This window comes from Leucobacter sp. PH1c (genome assembly GCF_000633415.1).
GTDB lineage: Bacteria > Actinomycetota > Actinomycetes > Actinomycetales > Microbacteriaceae > Leucobacter.
In genome coordinates this window covers 60,996-81,586 of record NZ_AYMV01000028.1, presented here as the reverse complement: position 1 = coordinate 81,586, position 20,591 = coordinate 60,996, and the positions used below count along the sequence as shown (strand labels likewise).

Here is a 20,591-nt window from a genome sequence, read left to right as displayed (position 1 = left end):
GCGGCCGCGCGATCCCAACCTGCCGAACATCGGTAGCTCAGAAAGGAATACCCATGTCTCAGAACACTGCTCCCCGCGCCCTGCGCCGCGGGCTCGCAGCCACGGCGGCGCTCGCCGTGGGTGCGCTGGGGTTGTTCGCCGGTGGTTCGGCCGCGTACGCGGAGAACATCGACACCACGGCCGACGGCTCCCTCACCGTGCACAAGTTCGAGAACCCGGGCGGCGGCACGATGAACCCGGACGGCACGGGCACCGCGCCCTCGTCCGCGCCCATCGACGGCGTTGTCTTCGAGTACTGCACGATCACGGGCATCGACCTCTTCGACGGGACGAACGCGGGCTGGGACACCGTCCGCGCGGTCACCGAGGCGCAGCTGATCGGGGCCCGCACGGGCACCGCGCTCGGCGCGCACACGCTCTCGGGCTGCACCGAGCTCCCCGCGACCGTCGACGGCGTCGCGCAGAGCGGGCGCATGCCCCTCGGCGCATATGTCGTGCGCGAGAAGTCGGCTCCCGCGAGCGTGACGAAGAAGTCCGAGCCGTTCATCGTCACCATCCCCACCCCGGGCGTCAACCAGGGCGAGGGCGACGGCACGTGGGTGTACGACGTGAACCTGTACCCGAAGAACGACGTGGGCGACAAGCCGCACAAGACGATCCAGGACCAGCCGGTCAACGGCTTCGTGCTCGGCTCCGAGGTGAGCTACTCGATCTCGCAGCAGGCTCCGGCCGTGACGGGCGACACCTACACGAAGTTCACCATCACGGATACGCTCGACGCCCGCCTGACCGGCGCGAAGACGCCCGTCGTCTCGGTGAACGGCACCCCGCTCGCCGCGGGCGACTACACCGCGCAGTGGACCACGGCCGGCTCGCCCGTGCAGTCGACGCTGACGGTGCAGCTCACGGGCGCGCTCGCGAAGCTCGTCGCGGGCGACCTCGTGCAGGTCGACTTCCAGGCCACCGTGACGGCATTGGGAAACGGTGAGATCGCCAACCAGGGGCTCGTCAACGTGAACGACCTCGACCTGGACGGCGACGGCACCCCCGGCACCCCCACCGAGCAGGTCTGGACCCGCTGGGGCCAGGTCAAGATGAAGAAGGTCGACGCCGACGCGACCGGCACGGGCCTCGCCGGCGCGAAGTTCCGCGTGTGGATGAGCCAGAAGGCGGCCGACTGCCGTCTCGACACCGACCTCGTGGCCGTGACCGGCACCGACGGCAGCGAGCTGGTCGCCACCTCGGGCGCCGACGGCTCGATCGTGATCCCCGGGCTCTGGATCGGCGATGACGAGCTCGCCGGCGGCACGATGACCAACGGCCTCACCGAGCGCTGCTACGTGCTCGAGGAGATCGCGGCGCCGAACGGCTTCGTGCTCCCGACGGGCGACAACGCCAAGACGCAGGTCATCGTCACCCCGGGCGAGGTCACGACCGTTCCCGTCAGCAACGAGATCCCCAACCGCCAGCAGGGCGTCCCCGAGCTGCCCCTCACGGGCGCGGCCGGCCAGACCCTGATGATCGCGGGCGGGCTCGCGCTCGCCGGCGTCGCGGTGGGCTCCGTGCTGATCGCACGCCGACGCCAGCGCAGCGAGGCGTAACCCAAGCGGCGCGTTCGCGCCATCCACGGTCGGTGCGCGAGGGCGGCGTCCCCACGCCCCTCGCGCATCGACCCCCACTCCCGAAGGAGCGCACATGAGTCGTCACGCCGCACCGAGCCCGGTCATCCCCGCCGGAGCCGACGGCGTGCGCAGCGCTCGCCGGGGGGAGGGCCGCCGCTCGGACGGCGCCGCACCGCAGCGGCGCCGGCCGAGCGCCATGACCTGGGTCACGGTGGTCTGCTGGCTGCTCGGCGTCGGCATCATGCTGTACCCGAGCACGGCGGCCTGGTTCTCCCAGAAGAATCAATCCTCGCTCGTGGGGCTGTACGGCAGCGAGGTCGCCGATTCGGATCCGGACGCGGCGACGCAGGTGCGCGACGCGATGCGCTACAACGAAGCGCTCTCCTCGGGGGCGCTCGTCGCGGCCGGGGCGAACGTCGCCGTGGGCGCGGGCGAGGTCACGGGCGACGGCGGCGCCTACCGGGATCAGCTCGTCACCCCGAGCGGCGTGATGGCGCGCCTGCGCATCCCGGCGATCGACCTCGATCTCCCCATCTTCCACGGCACCGACGAGGAGACCCTGCTGCGCGGGCTCGGGCACCTCGAGGGCACGTCGCTCCCCGTCGGCGGCGAGAGTACCCGCTCCGTGATCACGGGGCACCGCGGCCTCGCGAGTTCGCGAATGTTCACGGACCTCGACCGGGTCGCCGTCGGCGACACGTTCACACTCGAGACCTTCGGCGAGGTCGCGAGCTACCGGGTGCGCGACGTGCTCGTCGTCGAGCCGGATCAGACCGAGACGCTGCACCAGGAGGCCGGCGAGGACCTCGTCACCCTGATCACGTGCACGCCGCTCGGCGTGAACACGCACCGGATCCTCGTCACGGGGGAGCGCGTGCTCCCCACGCCGGATCGCGACCGCTCCGCCGCGGGCGCGGTGTCCGAGGTGCCGGGCTTCCCCTGGTGGAGCGTGGGCCTCGGCGGCGCGATCGTGCTCGCGGGCGGCTACGTCGTCTGGAGCACCCGGGCGCCGCGGCGGAGCCGCGCGGACACGGCGGGAGCCGCTCCCCAGCCCGGTCGCTGAGTGGGCCGAGCGCGGCGGTGAGTGCGCCGTAGACTGCGGAGGGCGTCGCAGGGGCGTTGCGCGTTGGAGATCCACGGGGTTCGGGGGTCGATCCAGGAGGCCACGATGCGCAAGATCACCTACCAGCCGCGCCCGAGCACGGTGCAGACCGTGCGCCGATACGTCGCCTCGGGCTACGACGTCGAGCTGCTCTCCCCGCGGGGGAACGGCGGCTCCCGGTTCCTGCGCGAGCTCCTCGACGAGCTGCAGGAGTCCGGCCAGCACGGTCTCCTCCTCCCCGCGCTCGGCGATGAGCGACCGTTGCCGAGCGCCCTCGTCACCGCGCTGCACGAGCGGGATCGGGCACTGCCGGCCGCGGGCGCGGTGGGCCCCGTCGAGCTCGCTGGCCACATCGAGCGCGCGTTTGGGGGCCGCTCCCTCACCCTCCTCGCCGACGGCCCGCAGGCGCTCACCCCGCTGCTCCTCGCGGCGGTCGCGCACCTGCGCGGCTCGGCGCCGGTCTCGCTCGTCGTGCTCACCGATCGGGAGACCACGCTGATCGAGCGCGCACCGCGCGCCGTGAGCGTGCCGCTGCCGCTCCTCCTCCTCGAAGAGGTCGGCGCCGTGCTCCACGGGGCGGCCGGAGCGCCGATCGAGGCATCGGCCCTCGGCCGGATCTACGCGAAGTCGGGCGGGCTGGTGAAACTCGCGGTGGCGCTCGCCGAGGTCGCCCGGATCGAGGGACGGCTGCGGAGGGAGGGCGAGTGGTGGGTCGCCGCGGGCGAACTGTGGAGTCCGCGCCTCGCGCCGATGGTGCGCGGCGCGGCGGCGGCGGCGATTACCGACGGCGCCGACGACACGGAGGCGCTCACCGCGCTGGCCGCCGCGGGCGTCGCGACCGCGGACGAGGCCGCTGAGCTCGTCGGAGAGCCCGCGCTCACGCGATTGGAGCGTGCGGGGCTCGTCTCGGTCGACAGCTCGGGGGCGCAGCGCTGGGTCTCGGTGACGCCGCCGGTCCTGGGGGAGCACCTGCGGGGGAGCCGGCGCCCCGCAGCTGCGGCGCCGGAGCCCGTCGTGTGGGAGGATCCCGAGCCGGTGCACCCCTTCCCCGAACTGCGCTTCGAGCGCACGAGCCCGATCCTGCTGCGCCGCATCAGCGAGCGCCGGGCGAGCGAGTTCCGCGCCGCGACGAATGCGTGGGCGCAGCACCGCAGTGCGGTGAGCGGCCTCCGGCTCGTCGAGGGGCTCGCGGCCCAGCGCGCGGAACCCGCAGCGATCCGGGCGGCGATCGTGGCCGCCGCCCGTGCTCCGGTGCCCCGGGGCCCCGGAGAGCGGGGGGCCGAGCACGCGGCGCGCGCTCGGCTGCGGGTGTGGGAGGCGCGGCTCGTCGCGGCGGAGGACGAGGGGCTCGTGCCGGCGATCGCCCTGCTGGAGCGCGCCGAGCAGGAGGCCACGGGGCCGGACGCGCGGGGCCTGCTCGCGGCGGGGCGCATCGGGATCCTGGCGGATCGGGGCACGCTCTCCGAGCGGGCCGAGGCCCAGCTCGCCGCCTGCCGGGCCGCGGCCACGCCCGCCGTGCGGGGAGAACTGCAGCTCGCGCTCGCCGAGCTGCAGCTGCTCCGGGGGCACGTCGACGCCGCGGGCGAGACGCTCCGCACCGTGCCGCAGCCGCAGGAGGGCGAGTGGGCGCTCGCGCCCGAGGCGCAGGCGCTCTCCGCCCGGATCGCGCTGGAGCAGGGCGAGGGCGCCCGCGCCCAGCGGCTCGCGCTCACGGGCTTCACCGCGGCCCGCGACCGTCTGGACGAGGCGCGGATGCGCCTCTTCGGCGCGGTGCTCGGCTTCCTGCTCGTGGTGCGCGGGCAGTCCGTCGGGATCGCCCGACTCAGCGAGATGGGGGCCGCGCTCGGCGGGCCACCGCTCTCTCCCCGGGGCGCCGACCTCGGCATCCGGGTGTGCGGCATCGTCGCCGCGCTCGGGACGGCGGAGGAGCTGCGGCCGTTCGTGGCCGCGCTCGAGCGCCGCTCGCTCCCCGCCGCCGCACTCCCCGGGGCCGCTCCGGCGTGGGCCGCGGCTCAGCTCGCCGCGCGCGAGCACGATCGCGCGGAGGCCGCGAAGCTCTGCTGGGCCGAGGCGATCGAACTGCGCCGCCGCGGCGCCCTGCTGGCCGCGGCGCACGGCGCGCTCCGCGGCCTCGGGCACGAGTTCGACGAGCAGCGCGCGGCGACGCTCGAGGGGTGGCTGCGCGGGATCGGCAGCGTGCTGCTCGATGCGCGCTTCGCGGCCCTGCGTGCGTGCGCTCGGGAGGACGCGAACGCCGCGCTCGATGCGCTCCCCGGCGCGATCGCGACCGGGCAGTACGGCGTCGCGGGTGAGACGCTGCGAGCGCTCGCGCGCTTCCCGAGCGTGCGCGATGAGACCGAGCTCGCGGCGCGGGTCGCACGCGCGCGCCGCGACTTCGACGAGCTGCTGGCACGCGCGCCCGGCGGGATGCCGCCCGCCGGGCGCGGCCCGGCGCTCACCCCGCGCGAAGAGGAGGTGGCGCGGCTCGTTGCGGCGGGGCTCTCGAATCGTCAGATCCAGGAAGAGCTCGTGCTCAGCATCCGCACGGTCGAGAACCACGTGCACCGCCTCATGCGGAAGCTGAGGCTCGGCTCGCGCGCCGAGGTCGGCGATGCGGTGCACGAGTGGGGGCAGGGCTCCCCGGCTGAGTCGGCGCCGGTGAACGCTGAGGGCCGCGCGTGATGCACTCAGCGCGAGCGGGCCGCAGTGCTCAACTCAGCGGAGGCTGCACTCACTTTGCGTCTCGTGCCCGGCCGCGGTCCTACCGTGGTCCCTGAGACGCAGCCACGCACCGTACAGAGCCCGAGTCACCGGGTTCCAGGGGCGAAGGGAGGGGCAAGACCTCGGTCGAGTCCAGGCTCGCATCTCACGCTCCGGTGGAGCTCGCGGAACGACGGACGTGGGCAAAGCCGGGGTACGCTGTGGCCGGTCGAACCCCCATCCCCCCATCCCCCCGACCGGCCACAGCACACTCGGGAGCACTGCGCTGTGCTCCGGCGCGGTGCTCCCGGGACGCGCCGCCAGTGGGTTGACACCGCTGAGCGGGGCCGGTTAGCCTCGCGAGTGCAAGGCCTGACATCGAAGCCGCGCCGTGATCCCCAATTTCCCCCCGGCGCGATCTGCATATCTGTCGGTGGCAGGCCGGGTCTCCACGGATTCCGTCGCGAAGCCGGGGGACCCAGCACGCTCAGAATCGCGGGACCACGCGGGGATCAGGCCGCTGAGCGCGGCGGGCGCAGCGCGCCGAGCCCGATGAGCTCCCGCTCGAAGTGCGCGCGCAGCGCGGAGGCTTCCCAGGTCGACGTGGCGACGAGGCGCATCATGTCGTGCACCTCGGAGATCGCGGAGCAGCCCGCGCAGGCGGCGGCGCCGAGCTGCGAGGCGACGCCCTCGCCGTGCCGGCACCAGTCTCGGTAGGCGGCGATCAGCAGCTCTGCCGCGTGCTGGAGCAGCGGCTCGCCGGTCGGCGCAGGAACTCCCTCGGTCACACGTCCTCCCACTTCGCTGAGCGTCCCACACGTGAGTTCCCCACATTCAAGTTCGCGCGCATGACACTGTCAAGGGCAAGTCCCAGAAAAGGCTTGACGAACTCATCGCATCGGCGCGAAGCTGGCTCCGGAGGGGGTGGGCCCCGACTGCGCCATCGAGGGCGCGATCCGAGCCCGGGGGCCGCAGCGCGCCCGGGAACGGAACCGCGGCGGGCCCGCTGAAAGGGGCAGCGTGCGCCAGCGGAATCGGTACCGAGTCGGAGCAGGGTGGCTCGGCGCCGCCATCGTGATGGGCACGCTGGTCGCAGCGCCTCCCGCGTTCGCGGCCGACGCCACGGTCCACTCGGTCGACGAACTGCAGACGGCGGTGACCGGGCTCGGCGCCGGTCCCGCGACGATCACCCTGGCCGCCGATTTCGCGCCCGTCGCCGCGACGCCGACGATCCAGATCCCCGCCGACGTGGCACTCACGCTCGCGGGCGAGGGCACGGTCGTGTCGCTCGCACCCACCTCGACCGGGCGGCACCTCGAGTTCTCGGGCGCCGCGGGCGTCACGGTCGAGGTCACGGGGCTCACGTTCCAGGGGCCGAACGCCGCGGAGCCCGCGGGAGACCCCGGCGGCGTCACGGGCGGCGGCCTCGGCATCTCCGGAGCCGATCGCGTGACCGTGACCGGCTCCTCCTTCGCCGGAGTCGACGGCTCCAGCGCACTCTCGCTCGATCGGGTCGGCGAGCTCACGGTGAGCGGCTCGAGCTTCCTCGGCAACCGCTCGGGATCGAGCGCGGCTATCCGCCTCCCGGCCGGCATCGTCGCGTCGATCGAGGACAGCACGTTCCGGAAGAACTGGGGCACCCAGTCCGGCTACTCGGGCGGCGCGATCCTCGCGACCGGCGGCACCCAGCTCACGGTGAGCCGCTCCGTGTTCGCCGACAACCTGTCGACCACCCGCGGCGGCGCCATCGCGTTCCACCAGATGGGCTCCACGAATGTCACGGGCGTGCTGAACGTGCACGACAGCATCTTCGAGGGCAACCGCGTGCCGATCGCGTCGAACAACGCGTCGCTCAGCGATGGCGGCGCGATCTCGCTGTCGGAGCGCCCCATCGCGGGGGCGCAGAACAGCGCCACGCTCATCACGGGCAGCACGTTCGTGGGCAACTCCGCGGGCGACGAGGGCGGTGCGATCCTCGCACAGTCCGGCAACGGCTCCTCCGTGGAGATCCGCAACAGCACCTTCGCCGACAACGTCGCCGAGGGGCTCCAGACGCCCTACGACGACAACAGCGGCGGCGGCGCGATCGAGGCCTTCGGCACGCCGCTCACCGTGCTCAACAGCACCTTCGTCGGGAACCTCGCGCTGCAGGGCAACTCCTTCCTCAGCCAGCGCGGCGCGGCCATCTCGATGTACGGCGACTCGCAGTACCTGAAGGCGCAGCCGCTCACCGTCTCGCACACGCTCTTCCTCGGCAACGAGGTGCGCAACGGCAGCGGGAACCCCGTGAACAGCACCTCCGCCCAGGTCTCGGCGCGCGGTGGCCTGTTCCTCCCGGGCGAGGCCGCCGCAACGGACGGGATCGAGATCCCCGACAGTGAGACGACCGAGGCGCAGCCGGCCGAACCGGTGGCCGTGCCCTACGACGTCGACACCGTGCGCTCGCTCAACGTCGGCGTCGACAGCGGCGTCGCCCTCCCGGCGGGGCTCACGAAGACCGCCGCCTTCGGAACCGAGACCCCGCAGCTCGCGGACAACGGCAGCACAGTGCGGGCGGGCGTGGAGCAGCGCGTGGTGCAGACCGTGATGATCGCGCCGAACGACCGGGTCGACGGCACGACGGGAGATCTGCTCCTCGAGGGCGCCGCAGACAACCTCGGCGCGGCGGCGGACGGGATTACCGTCGATCAGCGCGCGTTCCCCGTCGACGGCGACGCCGGCGCCCTCCAGCAGGCGTTCGTGCGCTTCGACCCGAACGGCGGGGACTGGCCCGACGCCGTGGACGCGCCGTTCGATCCGACGCTCTGGCAGCAGCGCATCGTGCAGCGCGACGACGCCGTGCGCGTGTGGCACTTGGGCCCCGTGGGATCCGAGATCGATCCCGAGCCCGCACCGCCCGTCGCCCCGGCCGGAAAGGTCTTCGCCGGATGGAGCACCTCGGCCGACCCGGGCGCCGAGCTCCTCCCGGCTGGCTCGATCGCGATCCCCGCGGGCAACCTCAGGCTCTTCGCGCAGTGGCGCGATGCGCCCGCCGCCGAGGGGCAGGTCACGGTGCGCTACCTCGACGAGAACGGCGACGAGCTCACGGACGACGTGATCCTGAGCGGCCCCGTCGGCAGCGACTACACGGCTGAGCGGAAGAGCTTCACGGGCTACGACTTCGTGCGGGTCGAGGGCGCCGAGACGGGCGTGTTCGCGGCGGACGCCGCGACGGTCGTCTTCCACTACACGAGCCGCGACGTGCCGCCCGTCGAGACGGGCACGGTCGTTGCCAAGTACGAGACGGAGCAGGGCGCCGAACTGCGGGCGCCGATCCCGCAGTCGGGTCCCGTGGGGAGCGCGTACACCACGAAGCAGCTCGCGTTCGCCGGGTACGACTTCGTGAAGGTCACGGGCGCGCCAGCGGGCACGATCGCCGCGGCGCCCACGGTGGTCACCTACGTCTACCGGGCGCAGGACCCGATCGACCCGAAGCCGCCCGTCGATCCGAAGCCCCCGGTCGACCCCCAGGCGCCAAAGCCGGGCGGCCCGCTGGCCGAGACCGGCTCGGGCGTCGGCTGGTCGATCCTCGGCGCTGCGGGAGCCGCGCTCCTCGTGGCCGGCGGCGTCATCGTGCTCGGCCGGCGTCGCTTCGGTACCGGCGCAGGGGAGTAGCCCGCAGCCGGATCGCCGCGCTCAGCCCGCAGCAGGCGCGGCGATCCGCACGGAGGCGAGCTGCTCCGCGCGCGTGGGCGCCGCGTGCACCGTGACGAGCTCGTCGACCTCGGCGTGCCGGGCGAAGGCCGCGAGCTCCTCGCGCACGCGCTCGGGCCCGCCGATCGCGGTGTACTGGAGCATGCCGCGGATCTCGCGTCCGGCCGGGGTGTCGAGGAGTCCCGCCGCCTCATCGAGCGTGAGCGGCTCCTCCCGGCCGCGGGAGAGGAATGTGCGCACCCGGTGGAGCTCGGTGCGCGCGAAGATCGCCTCGGCCTCCGCGTCGCTCGCGGCCGCGACCACGTTGACGCCCGCGCTCACGAAGGGCTCCGGGTGCTCGGGGCTCGGCGTGTAGTTCGCGCGGTAGTGCTGCACCGCAGTGGTGAGGAGCTGCGGGGCGAAGTGCGAGGCGAACGAGTAGGGGAGCCCGAGCTGGGCGGCGAGCTGTGCACCGAAGAGCGAGGAGCCGAGGATCGTGAGCGGCACCCGCGTGCCGCGCCCCGGGTAGGCGTTCACGGCCGTGCGCGGCAGCTCGTCCGAGAGGTACCGCTGCAGCTCGATCACGTCGGCGGGGAAGCGCTCGGCCGCCTCGTGGGTGCGGCGGAGCGCGCGGAACGTCGCGCCGTCGCTCCCGGGCGCGCGCCCGAGGCCGAGGTGGATGCGGCCCGGGTGCAGCTCGGCGAGGGTGCCGAACTGCTCCGCGATGACGAGCGGGGAGTGGTTCGGCAGCATGACCCCGCCGGCACCGAGCCCGATACTGCGCGTGTGCGCGGCGATGTGCGCGATGAGCACGGCCGTCGCGCTCGACGCGATCGACGGCATGTTGTGGTGCTCGGCGTACCAGATGCGCGTGTAGCCGCTCGCCTCGGCGAGCTGCGCAACGTCGCGGGAGTGCGCGAACGCGTCGGCGATGCTCCCATCGGCTTCGACGGTGGCGAGATCCAGGATCGAGAGCGGGGGCAGCGTCGTCATGGTGGGTGCAACGCGGGCGGCAGAGCGGCTATTCCGGACACACGACGCGCGGCGGCCCGCCCCGAGGGGCCGACCGCCGCGCGTTGCGTGCGGAGCGGGCTACTTCTGCGCCGCGGAGTTCCAGGTCTTCCACTGGCCGCTGCGCTCGAACTCGAGGTCGAGCGGGATGTTGCTGCGGTCCCGGAGCAGGATCGAGGCCAGCAGGCCGAGACCCGTCATGACGAGCAGGTACGCGACGATCGCCCACGTGCTGCCGAAGGCCTGCAGCAGGAGCTGCGCGATCGTCGGGGCGAAGGCGCCGCCGATCACGCCGCCGAGCGCGTAGCTGATCGAGATGCCCGAGTAGCGGATCGAGGCGGGGAAGGTCTCGGCGAACCAGACGGCGGCGGGGCCGTAGGTGAGGCCGAGGCCGATCGCGAGGAGGCAGGTGCCGAGGAGGACGCCCAGCACGCCGCCCGTGAACACGAACTGGAAGAGCGGGATCACGCCTGCGGCCTGCACGATCCAGCCCACGATCATGATCGGCTTGCGGCCGTAGCGGTCCGAGAGCGGCCCCGAGAGGTAGGTGAAGATGGCCCACACGATCGCGGCGGTGAGCACGGCGAGCTGCACCTGCACCGGGTCGTAGCCGAGCCCGCCGTCGGCCGTGGGACGCGAGGCGAGACCCTGGACGTACCCGCCCGTCAGCATGTAGCCGACGGCGTTGTTGCCGGCGAAGAGCAGCGCGCTCAGGATCACGAGGGGGAGGTGCTGCTTGAAGATCTGGGCGATCGGCGCGGACTCCTGCTGCTTCGTCTCGGCGATCTCGGCGAACACGGGCGACTCGTTCACCGTGCGGCGGATGATGAAGCCGACCACGATGAGCACGACCGAGAACAGGAACGGCACGCGCCAGCCCCACTCCTCGAAGGCGTCGCCGGGCGCGACCACCCGCATGAGCGCGAGCATGGCCGAGGCGAGCAGCATGCCGAAGGGCACGCCGAGCTGCGGGAAGATGCCGAAGAGGCCGCGCTTGCCCTGGGGGGCGTGCTCGACCGACATGAGCACGGCGCCGCCCCACTCGCCGCCCGCGGAGAGGCCCTGGAGGATGCGGAAGAGGATGAGCAGGATCGGTGCGGCGATCCCGATCGACTGGTACGTCGGGAGCAGGCCGATGCCGACCGTCGCGATCCCCATGAGGAGCAGGGTGATCACGAGCATGGGCTGGCGGCCGAGGCGGTCGCCGAAGTGGCCCGCGAGGAACGCGCCGAGCGGGCGGAACAGGAAGGAGAGGCCGATCGTGACGAGCGAGAGGATCTGCATCATGCCCGGGCCTGCGGGCTCGAAGAACAGCTTCGCGAGCACGAGGTTCGCCGCGAACGCGTAGATGAAGAAGTCGTACCACTCGATGGTGGTGCCGATGATCGAGGCGGCGACGACCTTGCGCCGTTCCGCTGGGGTGCTCACCGGGGATACCGCGGTCTGTGCCATTATTTGACGCCCTTGTCCAACTATAGAAACTTCACTGTTGCTCAGCAGTGTACGGCACGCCGGACACGTTTTCGAACCGAGTGCGTGCGACTCCCCTCACATGGGTGGAGTTTCAGCGATACTGAGGTGTATGCAGCTTCCCCTGGGTACCCGACTCATCGAATTGGCCACCGCCGACCGCCTCGAAGACGTGCTGCGGCTCGACGCCTGGGCCTTCCCCAGCGAGATCGCCGTGAGCGACCTGCTCCCGCTCGCCTCGCCCATCCCGTGGGGCCGCACCTGGGCGGTGGCGACCGAGGCCGACGAGCTCGTCGCCATGTATGGCGCATACTCGCTCGCGCGGTTCCCGGTTCCGGGCGCGCGCGTGGCCGGCGCCTGGCTCACCTGGGTGGGCGTGCACCCCGGCCACCGGCGGCAGGGCATCCTGCGCACGCTGATCGGCCACCACTTCGCCGACTGCCGCGCGCGCGGCGAGGCGATCTCCGGCCTGAACGCGGCCGAAGCGGCGATCTATGGACGCTTCGGCTACGGTCGCGCCTCCGAGCAGGTCTCGCTCACGGTGCCGCGCGGCGCCGCGCTGCGGGAGGTGCCGGGGAGCGAGGAGCTCGCGATCGAACTCCGCGAGTGGGATGCCGAGCGCGACGGCCCCGTGATCGCGGAGCTCCACGCGGCCTACGCCGACGCGCCGGCTGGCCTCGGGCGCCCGGGCTGGGTGACGTGGGAGACGCCCGAGCTGCGCGCGTACACCGCGCAGGACGCGCCTCCGCTCCGCGGCGGACTCGAGGCCCAGCGCCTGCTGCTCGTGCGCGACGCGGCGGGTGCCGTGCGCGGCTACGCGCGCTTCCGGCGGAAGGCCGAGTGGCAGCGCAACGTGCCGGACGGAACCGTGCAGCTCCGCGACTGCGTCGGCCTCGACGCCGCCGCGAGCCGCCGTCTGTGGTCGGTGCTGCTCGACCTCGACCTGATGGCGCGCGTCGTCGCGGGCCCGCTTCCGAGCGACGACCCGATCACGCAGCTTCTCGTGGACGCCCGGGCCGCGACGCCCACCACCGAGGACCTGCAGTGGATCCGGATCATCGATCTGCCGCGCGCGCTCGCCGAGCGGCGCTACGCCGCCCCGGTCGACGTCGTGCTGGAGGTGAGCGACGAGCTCCTGCCGGAGAACGCCGGGCGCTGGCGCGTCGTCGCCGACGGCTTCGGGCACGCCGAAGTGACGCGCAGCGAGGCGGCTGCGGAGATCTCGCTCGACATCCGCGAACTCGGCGCAGTCCACCTCGGCTCGACCTCGCTCGGCGCGCTCGCGCAGGCGGGGCTTGTGTCCGGTGCCCCCGAGGCGATCGCGCGCGCGGCCGCGGCGTGGTCGTGGCCCGTCGCGGCCGGCGCCAGCTGGGTGTTCTGACCGGGCTGGTGCGGCTCGCCGCGGGGCCGGTCCGCCCTGGCTCCGGCAGTGGGTACACGAGGGCCGGGGGTGCATCGCGCTGCTGCGCACCCCCGGCCCTCGTGTGCACCCGATCGCTCGGGCGGCGCTACTCCGCGTCGACGATCGAGAGCAGCGTGTGGCCGCTCGGCACCGTCTGGCCGACGGGGGCATCGACGCCCGCGACGACGCCCGAGCGGTGCGCGTAGATCGACTGCTCCATCTTCATCGCCTCGAGCACCACGACGAGGTCGCCCTCGGCGACGGTCTGCCCGTCCTCGACGGCGATCTTCACGACCGTGGCCTGCATCGGCGCGGCGACGCCGGTGCCCGCCGCGGTGGCGACCCCCGCGCCCTTCGCGCGCTTCGGCGCCGGGCCGCGCGTGACGTCCTGATCGACGAGGGGCAGGAGCGTCGCGGGCATGGTGACCTCGACGCGGCGGCCCTCGACCTCGACGACGACGGTGTGGCGCTTCGCGTCCTGCGCGATCGGCGGCACCTCGCCCTCCCACGGCTCGATGTCGTTCTCGAACTCGGTCTCGATCCAGAGCGTGTAGACGCCGAACTTCCCGTCCGGGGCCGTGAACGCGGGATCGCTAACGATCTTGCGGTGGAACGGGAGCACGGTGGGCAGGCCCTGCACCTCGAACTCGGCGAGCGCGCGGCGGGAGCGCTCGAGCGCCTCCTCGCGGGTCGCGCCCGTGACGATGAGCTTGCCGAGCATCGAGTCGAACGCGCCCGAGACGACGTCGCCCGAGGTGACGCCCGTGTCGACGCGCACGCCGGGGCCCGAGGCGGGCTTGAAGAGCGTCACCGGGCCGGGGGCGGGGAGGAAGCCGTTGCCGGGATCCTCGCCGTTCAGGCGGAACTCGAAGGAGTGGCCGTGGGGCGTGGGGTCGTCGTAGTCGATCTCGCCGCCCTCGGCGATGCGGAACTGCTCGCGGACGAGGTCGATGCCCGTGACCTCCTCGGAGACCGGGTGCTCGACCTGGAGGCGGGTGTTCACCTCGAGGAACGACACGGTGCCGTCCTTCGCGACGAGGAACTCGCACGTGCCGGCGCCGACGTAGCCGACCTCCTTGAGGATGGCCTTCGACGCGGAGACGAGCTTCTCGTTCTGCTCGTCCGTGAGGAACGGCGCGGGCGCCTCCTCGACGAGCTTCTGGTGGCGGCGCTGCAGCGAGCAGTCGCGCGTCGACACGACGACGACGTTGCCGTGCTGGTCGGCGAGGCACTGGGTCTCGACGTGGCGGGGCTTCTCGAGGTACTTCTCGACGAAGCACTCGCCGCGGCCGAAGGCGGCGACGGCCTCGCGGGTGGCCGACTCGAAGAGCTCCGGGATCTCGTCGCGCTCGTACGCGACCTTCAGGCCGCGGCCGCCGCCGCCGAACGCCGCCTTGATGGCGATGGGCAGGCCGACCTCGTCGGCGAAGGCGACGACCTCGGAGGCGTCGGCGACGGGATCGCTCGTGCCCGCGGCGAGCGGGGCGCCCACCTTCTCGGCGACGTGGCGGGCGGAGACCTTGTCGCCGAGGCGCTCGATGGCCTCGGGGCCGGGGCCGATCCAGGTGAGCCCCGCGGCGATGACGGCGCGGGCGAAGTCGGCGTTCTCGGCGAGGAAGCCGTAGCCCGGGTGCACCGCGTCGGCGCCCGAGCGGCGGGCGACGCCGAGGATCTTGTCGATCACGAGGTAGGTCTCGGCACTCGTGGTGCCGCCGAGCGCGTAGGCCTCGTCGGCGAGCTGCGCGTGCAGCGCATCGCGATCCTGATCGGCGTAGACGGCGACGGAGGCGATGCCGCTGTCTGCGGCGGCGCGGATGATGCGGACGGCGATCTCGCCACGGTTGGCGATCAGCACTTTACGAATGCGGGACATGGGCTCCAGCCTATTGGAGGAGGCGGTCGCTTCCTTGGATATATGGCACAAACCTTTCGGAATTCCGTTGCGGAAGCGGACAGGCCCAGCGTGTCGGCGGGGCTGCCCACGGGTATTCCACACTGGGTCCACAGACAGTACGCTGAAGGCGTGCGGACGGCGCCTCGCGCCGCCGCCGTCCTCGACGCCGCGAACAGATGGAGACCCCATGGCACAGAACGCTGATCTCGATTCCCTGCTCCAGAACATCCCGCTCGGCGAGCTCGCCGCCAAGTTCGGCGTCGACGAGGACACGATCGGCGCTGCGGTGAAGCAGGCGCTGCCCGGCCTCATCGGCGGCATGGCGGTCAACGCGAGCGACGCCGAGGGCGCCGCCAAGCTCGAGAGCGCCGTCGCGGGCCACCGCCCCGCGGCCGGCACCGTCGAGCTGAACGCGATCGACACCGCCGACGGCGAGAAGATCGTGAAGCACGTGCTCGGCGACAAGCAGGGCGAGGTGGCCCAGGCGCTCGGCCAGCAGGCGGGCGACAATGCGATCGCGAACCTGATCCCGCAGCTCCTCCCCGTGCTGGCACCCCTCGTGATGCAGTTCCTCGCCGGCAAGATGGGCGGCCAGCAGGGCACCGTCGCCGCGCAGAACGGCGGCGGCGGCCTCGGCGGAGTGCTGGGCGACCTGCTCGGCGGCCTCGTCGGCGGCGGCCAGCAGCAGAGCGGCCAGGCCGCGGGCGGCGGCCTCGGCGACCTGCTCGGCGGTCTCCTCGGTGGCGGCAGCGGCGGCGGCACGCAGAGCGGCGGCGGCCTCGGCGATCTGCTGGGCGGTCTCCTCGGCGGCAAGAAGTAGCGCGGCCCCGCGCGACGGAGCGCCCCGGGATCCCATCGGATCCCGGGGCGCTCCCGCGTGCGGCACCGCGGCGTCTTCCCCCGGACGCCGCAGCGCCACCTCGCCGTGAGCCCGCGACTGTACACTGGCCGGGTGGTGAATCCTGAAATCCAAGGGCGGGTCTACCCGCCGACCGCGCCGTACCTCGTGGGCCGCGAGAAGATCCGCGAGTTCGCACGCGCCGTGCTGAGCGAGTCCCCCGTCCACTTCGACCCCGAGGCCGCGCGGCTCGCCGGGCACGCCGACGTCGTCGCGCCGCCCACGTTCCCCGTGGTGGTCCAGGAGGCGACGCTCGCGCAGCTCCTCGCCGACCCCGAGGCGGGGGTGGACTTCTCCCGAGTGGTGCACGGCGATCAGCGCTTCACGTACTCCCGCCCGCTCGTCGCGGGCGACGAAGTCACCGCGACGCTCACGATCACCGCGGTCAAGCAGCTCGGCGGCCACTCGATGGTCACCGCATCGAGCGCGATGACCGACGCGGACGGCGAGCACGTCGTCACCGCGATCTCGACGCTCGTGGTGCGCGCGCCCGAGCCCGATGAGGCCGCAGGCCCCGGAGAGGGGGACGCCGCGTGAGCGCCGCACCCGTGTTCGCCGAGCTCACCGTGGGCGACGTGGTCGCCGAACGCGAGCTGAGCCTCACCCGCGACCGCCTCGTGCGCTACGCGGGCGCCTCGGGCGACTTCAACCCGATCCACTACCGCGACGACGTGGCCCGCTCCGTCGGCCTCCCCGGCGTGCTGGCGCACGGCATGCTCACGATGGGCGCTGCGGGCGCGGTTGCGGCCGACTGGCTCGGCGCGGCCGGCTGGGTGCAGGACTTCCAGTCGCGCTTCACCCGTCCCGTTCCCGTGGACGCCGAGGCCGGCGCCGTCGTGACCGTCACCGCGACGATCGGCGCGCTCGATGCCGAGGCGCGCACCGCGCGGATCGACCTCAAGGTCGTCTTCGACGGCGCGACCGTCCTGGGCAAGGCCCAGCTCGTGGCGGCGTTCGCGTGATCCCTGCCGCGGCTGCGCCCGAGGTGGGCGACGGCACCCCGCTCGCCGAGCTCACGACCATGCGGGTCGGCGGCCCGGCCGAGCGGATCCTCGTCGCCGCCGACCGCGAGGAGCTGATCGCGCACGCGTTCGAGCTCTGGCGCGACGGCGCACCGTGGCTGCTGCTCGGCGGCGGGTCGAACACCGTCGTGCACGACGACGGGTTCCCCGGCCCGGTCCTGCTCGTGCGCACGCGCGGCATCGCGGAGATCCCGGATCCCGAACTCCCGGAGACCCGGATCCGGATCCGCGTCGCCGCAGGAGAGGACTGGGACGGGCTCGTCGCGACCGCCGTCGACCGCGGCTGGGCGGGCATCGAGGCGCTCTCGGGGATCCCCGGCCTCGCCGGGGCCGCCCCCGTGCAGAACATCGGAGCGTACGGGCAGGAGCTCGCCGATGTGCTCCACTCGATCGAGTTCCTCGATTCCGGATCGCGCGAGCCGCGCACGATGACGGCCGCCGAGCTCGAACTGGGCTACCGCGACTCCGTGATCAAGCGCGGGCTCGAGGGGGTCGTCGTGTCGATCGACCTCGTGCTCGAGCGCGCCGCAGGCCCCGCGGCCGCGGCCCCGCGCGGGCGCCACGGCCACCCCGAAACGGATCCCGGCGCCCCCGAAGCCCCCGTCCGCTACGCGCAGCTCGCGACCGCCCTCGGCGTCGAGCCGGGCGCGCGCGTACCGATCCGCGTGCTGCGCGACTCGGTGCTGCGGCTCCGCGCGGCGAAGGGCATGGTGCTCGACGCGGCGGACCACGACTCGTGGAGCTCGGGATCCTTCTTCACCAACCCGATCGTCACCGAGCGCTTCGCCCGCACGCTGCCCGAGGACGCCCCGCGCTTCCCCGTGAGCGCCGCCGAGCCCGCGGACACCGTCGTGAGCTTCGAGGACCTCGCGGCCGGGGCGCAGATCGCCGCCCCGCAGCCCGCTCCCGAGCGCATGGTGAAGCTCTCCGCGGCCTGGCTGATCGAGCACGCCGGCGTTCCGAAGGGCTTCCGCCTGCCCGGCTCGGGCGCCGCGATCTCCTCGAAGCACACGCTCGCCATCACGAACCGCGGCGGGGCGACGGCCGCGCAGGTGGCCGAGCTCGGGCGCTTCATCGTGCAGCGCGTGCAGCAGGAGTTCGGCGTCATCCTCGTCCCCGAGCCGAACCTCTACGGGCTCGAGCTCTAGCGCAGCGCATGCGGATCCAGATCGTGGGGGCGGGCCGCATGGGCGCGGCGCTGTCGGTCGGGCTGCGCGCCGATCCCGGGCTCGAGATCGACGGCCCGCTCGGGCGCGGGGCCACGGGCGCCGGGGCCGACGTCGTGCTGCTCGCGGTGCCCGATGCAGCGATTGCGGACGCCGCTTCTGGGATCCTCCCCGGCCCGATCGTGGGCCACCTCTCCGGGATGACGGGCCTCGCCCCGCTCGCCCCGCACGAGGCCTTCAGCCTCCACCCGCTGCTCAGCGTGACCGGCCCGGACACCCGCTTCGCCGGAGCGCACGCCGCCATCGACGGCAGCAGCGCGCGGGCTCGCGGCGTCGCCGAGCGTCTCGCCGACGTGCTCGGGCTCACGGCCTTCCGCGTGGCCGAGGGGGACCGCGCCGCCTACCACGCGGCGGCCTCCCTCGCCGCGAACGCGCTCGTCGCACTCGAGTGGACCGCGGAGCGGCTCGCGGCCACTGCCGGGGTGCCACGTGCGGCCCTCGCGCCGCTCGCCCGCGCGGCACTCGAGAACTGGGCCGATCGCGGGGCCCCGGCCGCGCTCACCGGTCCGATCGCGCGCGGCGACGAGAGCACGGTCGCGCGGCAGCGCGCGGCGGTCGCCGAGCGGCTGCCCGCCGAGCTCGCGCTTTTCGACGCGCTCGCCGACACGACGCGGGCGCTCGCGGCGGCGCGCCGGGGGCGCACCGCCGGTGCGCCCCCGGCACCTGCTCCGACAGCGGTCAGCCCTGCGTCGCCCGAGGCCTTTGCGCCGCCCGCGCCCCCAACTTCGCCCGAGGCCTGTGCCTCCCCCGACATCCCCGAGGAGTCCCGATGAGGATCATCCGCACCATCGCCGAGCTGCGCTCCGAGCTCGATGCCCGCCGCGCGGAGGGCGCGATCCGGCACGGCTTCGTGCCGACCATGGGCGCGCTCCACGAGGGCCACCTGTCGCTCGTGCGCGCGGCGCGGGCGGAGAGCGACGTGGTCGTGCTCTCGATCTTCGTGAACCCCACGCAGTTCACCGAGGCCGCCGACCTCGACGGGTACCCGCGACAGGAGGCGGCCGACGCCGCGCTCGCCGAGGCCGCCGGGGTCGACCTGATCTTCGCGCCCGAGGCCGCCGAGCTCTACCCCGCAGGGTTCGCCACGACCGTGCACCTCGCCGGTCCGCTCACCGAGACCCTCGAGGGCGCCAAGCGCGGGGCCGCCCACTTCGACGGCGTCGCGACGGTCGTGGCCAAGCTGCTCCTCGCCGTGCGCCCCGAGGCCGCGTACTTCGGGCAGAAGGACGCGCAGCAGCTCCTCGTCGTGCGGCGCATGGTGACGGACCTCGGGATCCCCACCCGCATCGTCGCCTGCCCCACCTCCCGCGACGCCGACGGGCTCGCCCGCTCGAGCCGGAACGTGCGACTGAGCGCGGCGGAGCGGGAGCAGGCGCTCGCGATCCCGCGCGCGCTCGACGCCGTGACGGAGGCCGTCGCCCGCGGTGAGACGCGGGTCTCGGCACTCGCACGTGCGGCGGACGCGATCCTCGACGCCGCGGGGATCCGCCCGGAGTACCTCGCGTTCGTCACCCCCGACCACCTCGCCCCCGTGGGCGAGGTGACGGGCCCCGTGCTCTGCGCGATCGCCGCGCGGGTGGGCGCCGTGCGCCTCATCGACAACACCGAGCTGGTGCCCGCCTCGCCGCGCACCGCTGACACGAAGGAGTGACCCGTGCCGAAGATCACGATTCCCCGCCTGCACGAGATGCGCGCCGCGGGCGAGCCCATCGTCATGGTGACGGCCTACGACTACCCGGGAGCGCGCGCCGCCGAGCGCGCGGGCGTCGACATGGTGCTCGTCGGCGATTCCGGGGCGCAGGTCGTGCTCGGCCACGACTCGACGGTCGCCATCACGACCGATGAGCTGCTCGTCCTCGCGGGCGCCGTGCGGCGCGGCACCGAGACCGCGTTCGTCGTGTGCGACGTGGCGTTCGGCACCACCGAGCTCTCGGACGAGCAGGCCGTCGCCACCGCGATCCGCTTCGTCAAGGAGGCGGGCGCGGACGCCGTGAAGCTCGAGGGCGGCAGCCCGGAGCGGCTGAGCCGGATCCGCGCGATCGTCGCGGCCGGGATCCCCGTCGTGGGGCACATCGGGCTCACCCCGCAGACGGCCACCGCGCTCGGCGGGCTCCGCGCCCAGGGCCGCACCACCGAGAGCGCGGAGCGGCTCGTCCGCGAGGCGATCGGCGTCGCCGCGGCGGGCGCGTGCTGCCTCGTGGTCGAGGCGGTGCCGTCCGAGATCACGGAGGTGCTGCGCGAGGCGGTGAGCATCCCGCTGATCGGGATCGGTGCCGGCCCGGCCGACGGCCAGGTGCTCGTGCTCCACGACCTGCTCGGCGTCACCGAGGGGCGCACGGCCAAGTTCGTGAAGGCCTACGGCACGATCGGCGCCGACACGACGGCCGCGATCGCCGCCTACGCGGGGGAGGTGCGGTCGGCCGCGTTCCCCGGGCCCGAGCACGGCTACGCCGCGAGCCCGGAGGCCGTCGCGGCCGCCCGCGCGGCTCTCGCCGGGCGGTAGCCTGCCCGCCCGCCCGCTCCCGCCCCGCTCCCCAAATCGGGGCGACTTTGATCCGCTATTCGCCCCCGA

16 protein-coding genes are annotated in these 20,591 nt (G+C 73.7%); 12 read left to right on the top strand and 4 right to left on the bottom strand.

Features of this window, described 5'->3' with window-relative positions:
* Positions 1 to 53: 53 nt before the first annotated feature.
* The 3 genes from U874_RS0110055 to U874_RS14345 all read left to right on the top strand — a co-directional run bounded on the left by U874_RS0110055 (position 54) and on the right by U874_RS14345 (position 5,406).
* Positions 54 to 1,601, top strand: coding sequence for a SpaH/EbpB family LPXTG-anchored major pilin (locus tag U874_RS0110055; RefSeq protein WP_025134415.1), 1,548 nt, complete (start codon positions 54 to 56; stop codon positions 1,599 to 1,601).
* 94 nt (positions 1,602 to 1,695) lie between these two features.
* Entirely contained in the window at positions 1,696 to 2,685 is a 990-nt protein-coding gene (locus tag U874_RS0110050; RefSeq protein WP_025134414.1) for a class C sortase, read from the top strand.
* A 105-nt stretch (positions 2,686 to 2,790) separates the two neighbouring features.
* Positions 2,791 to 5,406 (top strand): helix-turn-helix transcriptional regulator, encoded by a 2,616-nt coding sequence (locus U874_RS14345; RefSeq protein ID WP_025134413.1) that lies wholly within the window; start codon positions 2,791 to 2,793, stop codon positions 5,404 to 5,406.
* A 530-nt stretch (positions 5,407 to 5,936) separates the two neighbouring features.
* Here U874_RS14345 and U874_RS0110040 read toward each other — a convergent pair.
* Positions 5,937 to 6,212, bottom strand: coding sequence for a hypothetical protein (locus tag U874_RS0110040; RefSeq protein WP_025134412.1), 276 nt, complete (start codon positions 6,210 to 6,212; stop codon positions 5,937 to 5,939).
* A 232-nt stretch (positions 6,213 to 6,444) separates the two neighbouring features.
* Here U874_RS0110040 and U874_RS14340 point away from each other — a divergent pair, with 232 nt between their 5' ends.
* Positions 6,445 to 9,078: a MucBP domain-containing protein gene (locus U874_RS14340; protein WP_157834248.1), complete on the top strand. Its 2,634-nt coding sequence runs from the start codon at positions 6,445 to 6,447 to the stop codon at positions 9,076 to 9,078.
* A gap of 21 nt (positions 9,079 to 9,099) precedes the next feature.
* Here the strand turns inward: U874_RS14340 and U874_RS0110030 are convergent, their stop codons facing one another.
* Positions 9,100 to 10,089 carry an LLM class flavin-dependent oxidoreductase gene (locus U874_RS0110030; protein ID WP_025134410.1) on the bottom strand — a complete coding sequence of 330 codons (990 nt, stop codon included), beginning with the start codon at positions 10,087 to 10,089 and terminating at the stop codon, positions 9,100 to 9,102.
* A gap of 99 nt (positions 10,090 to 10,188) precedes the next feature.
* The gene (locus U874_RS0110025) at positions 10,189 to 11,559 is read right to left on the bottom strand and encodes an MFS transporter (RefSeq protein ID WP_025134409.1); all 1,371 of its coding nucleotides are present in this window, start codon (positions 11,557 to 11,559) and stop codon (positions 10,189 to 10,191) included.
* Between the two features lie 130 nt (positions 11,560 to 11,689).
* Here U874_RS0110025 and eis point away from each other — a divergent pair, with 130 nt between their 5' ends.
* Positions 11,690 to 12,958: an enhanced intracellular survival protein Eis gene (eis, locus tag U874_RS0110020; protein WP_025134408.1), complete on the top strand. Its 1,269-nt coding sequence runs from the start codon at positions 11,690 to 11,692 to the stop codon at positions 12,956 to 12,958.
* A gap of 127 nt (positions 12,959 to 13,085) precedes the next feature.
* On the opposite strand, the gene U874_RS0110015 is transcribed toward eis, so the two are convergent.
* Positions 13,086 to 14,852 carry a biotin carboxylase N-terminal domain-containing protein gene (locus U874_RS0110015; RefSeq protein WP_025134407.1) on the bottom strand — a complete coding sequence of 589 codons (1,767 nt, stop codon included), beginning with the start codon at positions 14,850 to 14,852 and terminating at the stop codon, positions 13,086 to 13,088.
* Positions 14,853 to 15,060: 208 nt separating this feature from the next.
* Between U874_RS0110015 and U874_RS0110010 the strand changes: the two genes are divergently transcribed.
* The 7 genes from U874_RS0110010 (at position 15,061) to panB (ending at position 20,522) form a co-directional block, all read left to right on the top strand.
* Positions 15,061 to 15,693, top strand: a complete 633-nt coding sequence (locus U874_RS0110010) for a DUF937 domain-containing protein (protein WP_025134406.1) — start codon at positions 15,061 to 15,063, stop codon at positions 15,691 to 15,693.
* A 132-nt stretch (positions 15,694 to 15,825) separates the two neighbouring features.
* Positions 15,826 to 16,308 (top strand): MaoC family dehydratase N-terminal domain-containing protein, encoded by a 483-nt coding sequence (locus tag U874_RS0110005; RefSeq protein ID WP_025134405.1) that lies wholly within the window; start codon positions 15,826 to 15,828, stop codon positions 16,306 to 16,308.
* The gene (locus tag U874_RS0110000; protein WP_025134404.1) at positions 16,305 to 16,733 is read left to right on the top strand and encodes a MaoC/PaaZ C-terminal domain-containing protein; all 429 of its coding nucleotides are present in this window, start codon (positions 16,305 to 16,307) and stop codon (positions 16,731 to 16,733) included. The genes U874_RS0110005 and U874_RS0110000 overlap by 4 nt, the downstream gene beginning before the upstream one ends.
* 59 nt (positions 16,734 to 16,792) lie before the next feature.
* Positions 16,793 to 17,941 (top strand): UDP-N-acetylmuramate dehydrogenase, encoded by a 1,149-nt coding sequence (locus U874_RS0109995; RefSeq protein WP_232755912.1) that lies wholly within the window; start codon positions 16,793 to 16,795, stop codon positions 17,939 to 17,941.
* Positions 17,942 to 17,949: 8 nt separating this feature from the next.
* Positions 17,950 to 18,792, top strand: coding sequence for a DUF2520 domain-containing protein (locus U874_RS0109990; protein ID WP_025134402.1), 843 nt, complete (start codon positions 17,950 to 17,952; stop codon positions 18,790 to 18,792).
* Positions 18,789 to 19,670 (top strand): pantoate--beta-alanine ligase, encoded by an 882-nt coding sequence (gene panC / locus U874_RS0109985; protein ID WP_025134401.1) that lies wholly within the window; start codon positions 18,789 to 18,791, stop codon positions 19,668 to 19,670. Before U874_RS0109990 ends, panC begins: the two co-directional genes overlap by 4 nt.
* A gap of 3 nt (positions 19,671 to 19,673) precedes the next feature.
* Positions 19,674 to 20,522 (top strand): 3-methyl-2-oxobutanoate hydroxymethyltransferase, encoded by an 849-nt coding sequence (gene panB / locus U874_RS0109980; RefSeq protein ID WP_025134400.1) that lies wholly within the window; start codon positions 19,674 to 19,676, stop codon positions 20,520 to 20,522.
* Positions 20,523 to 20,591: the final 69 nt, after the last annotated feature.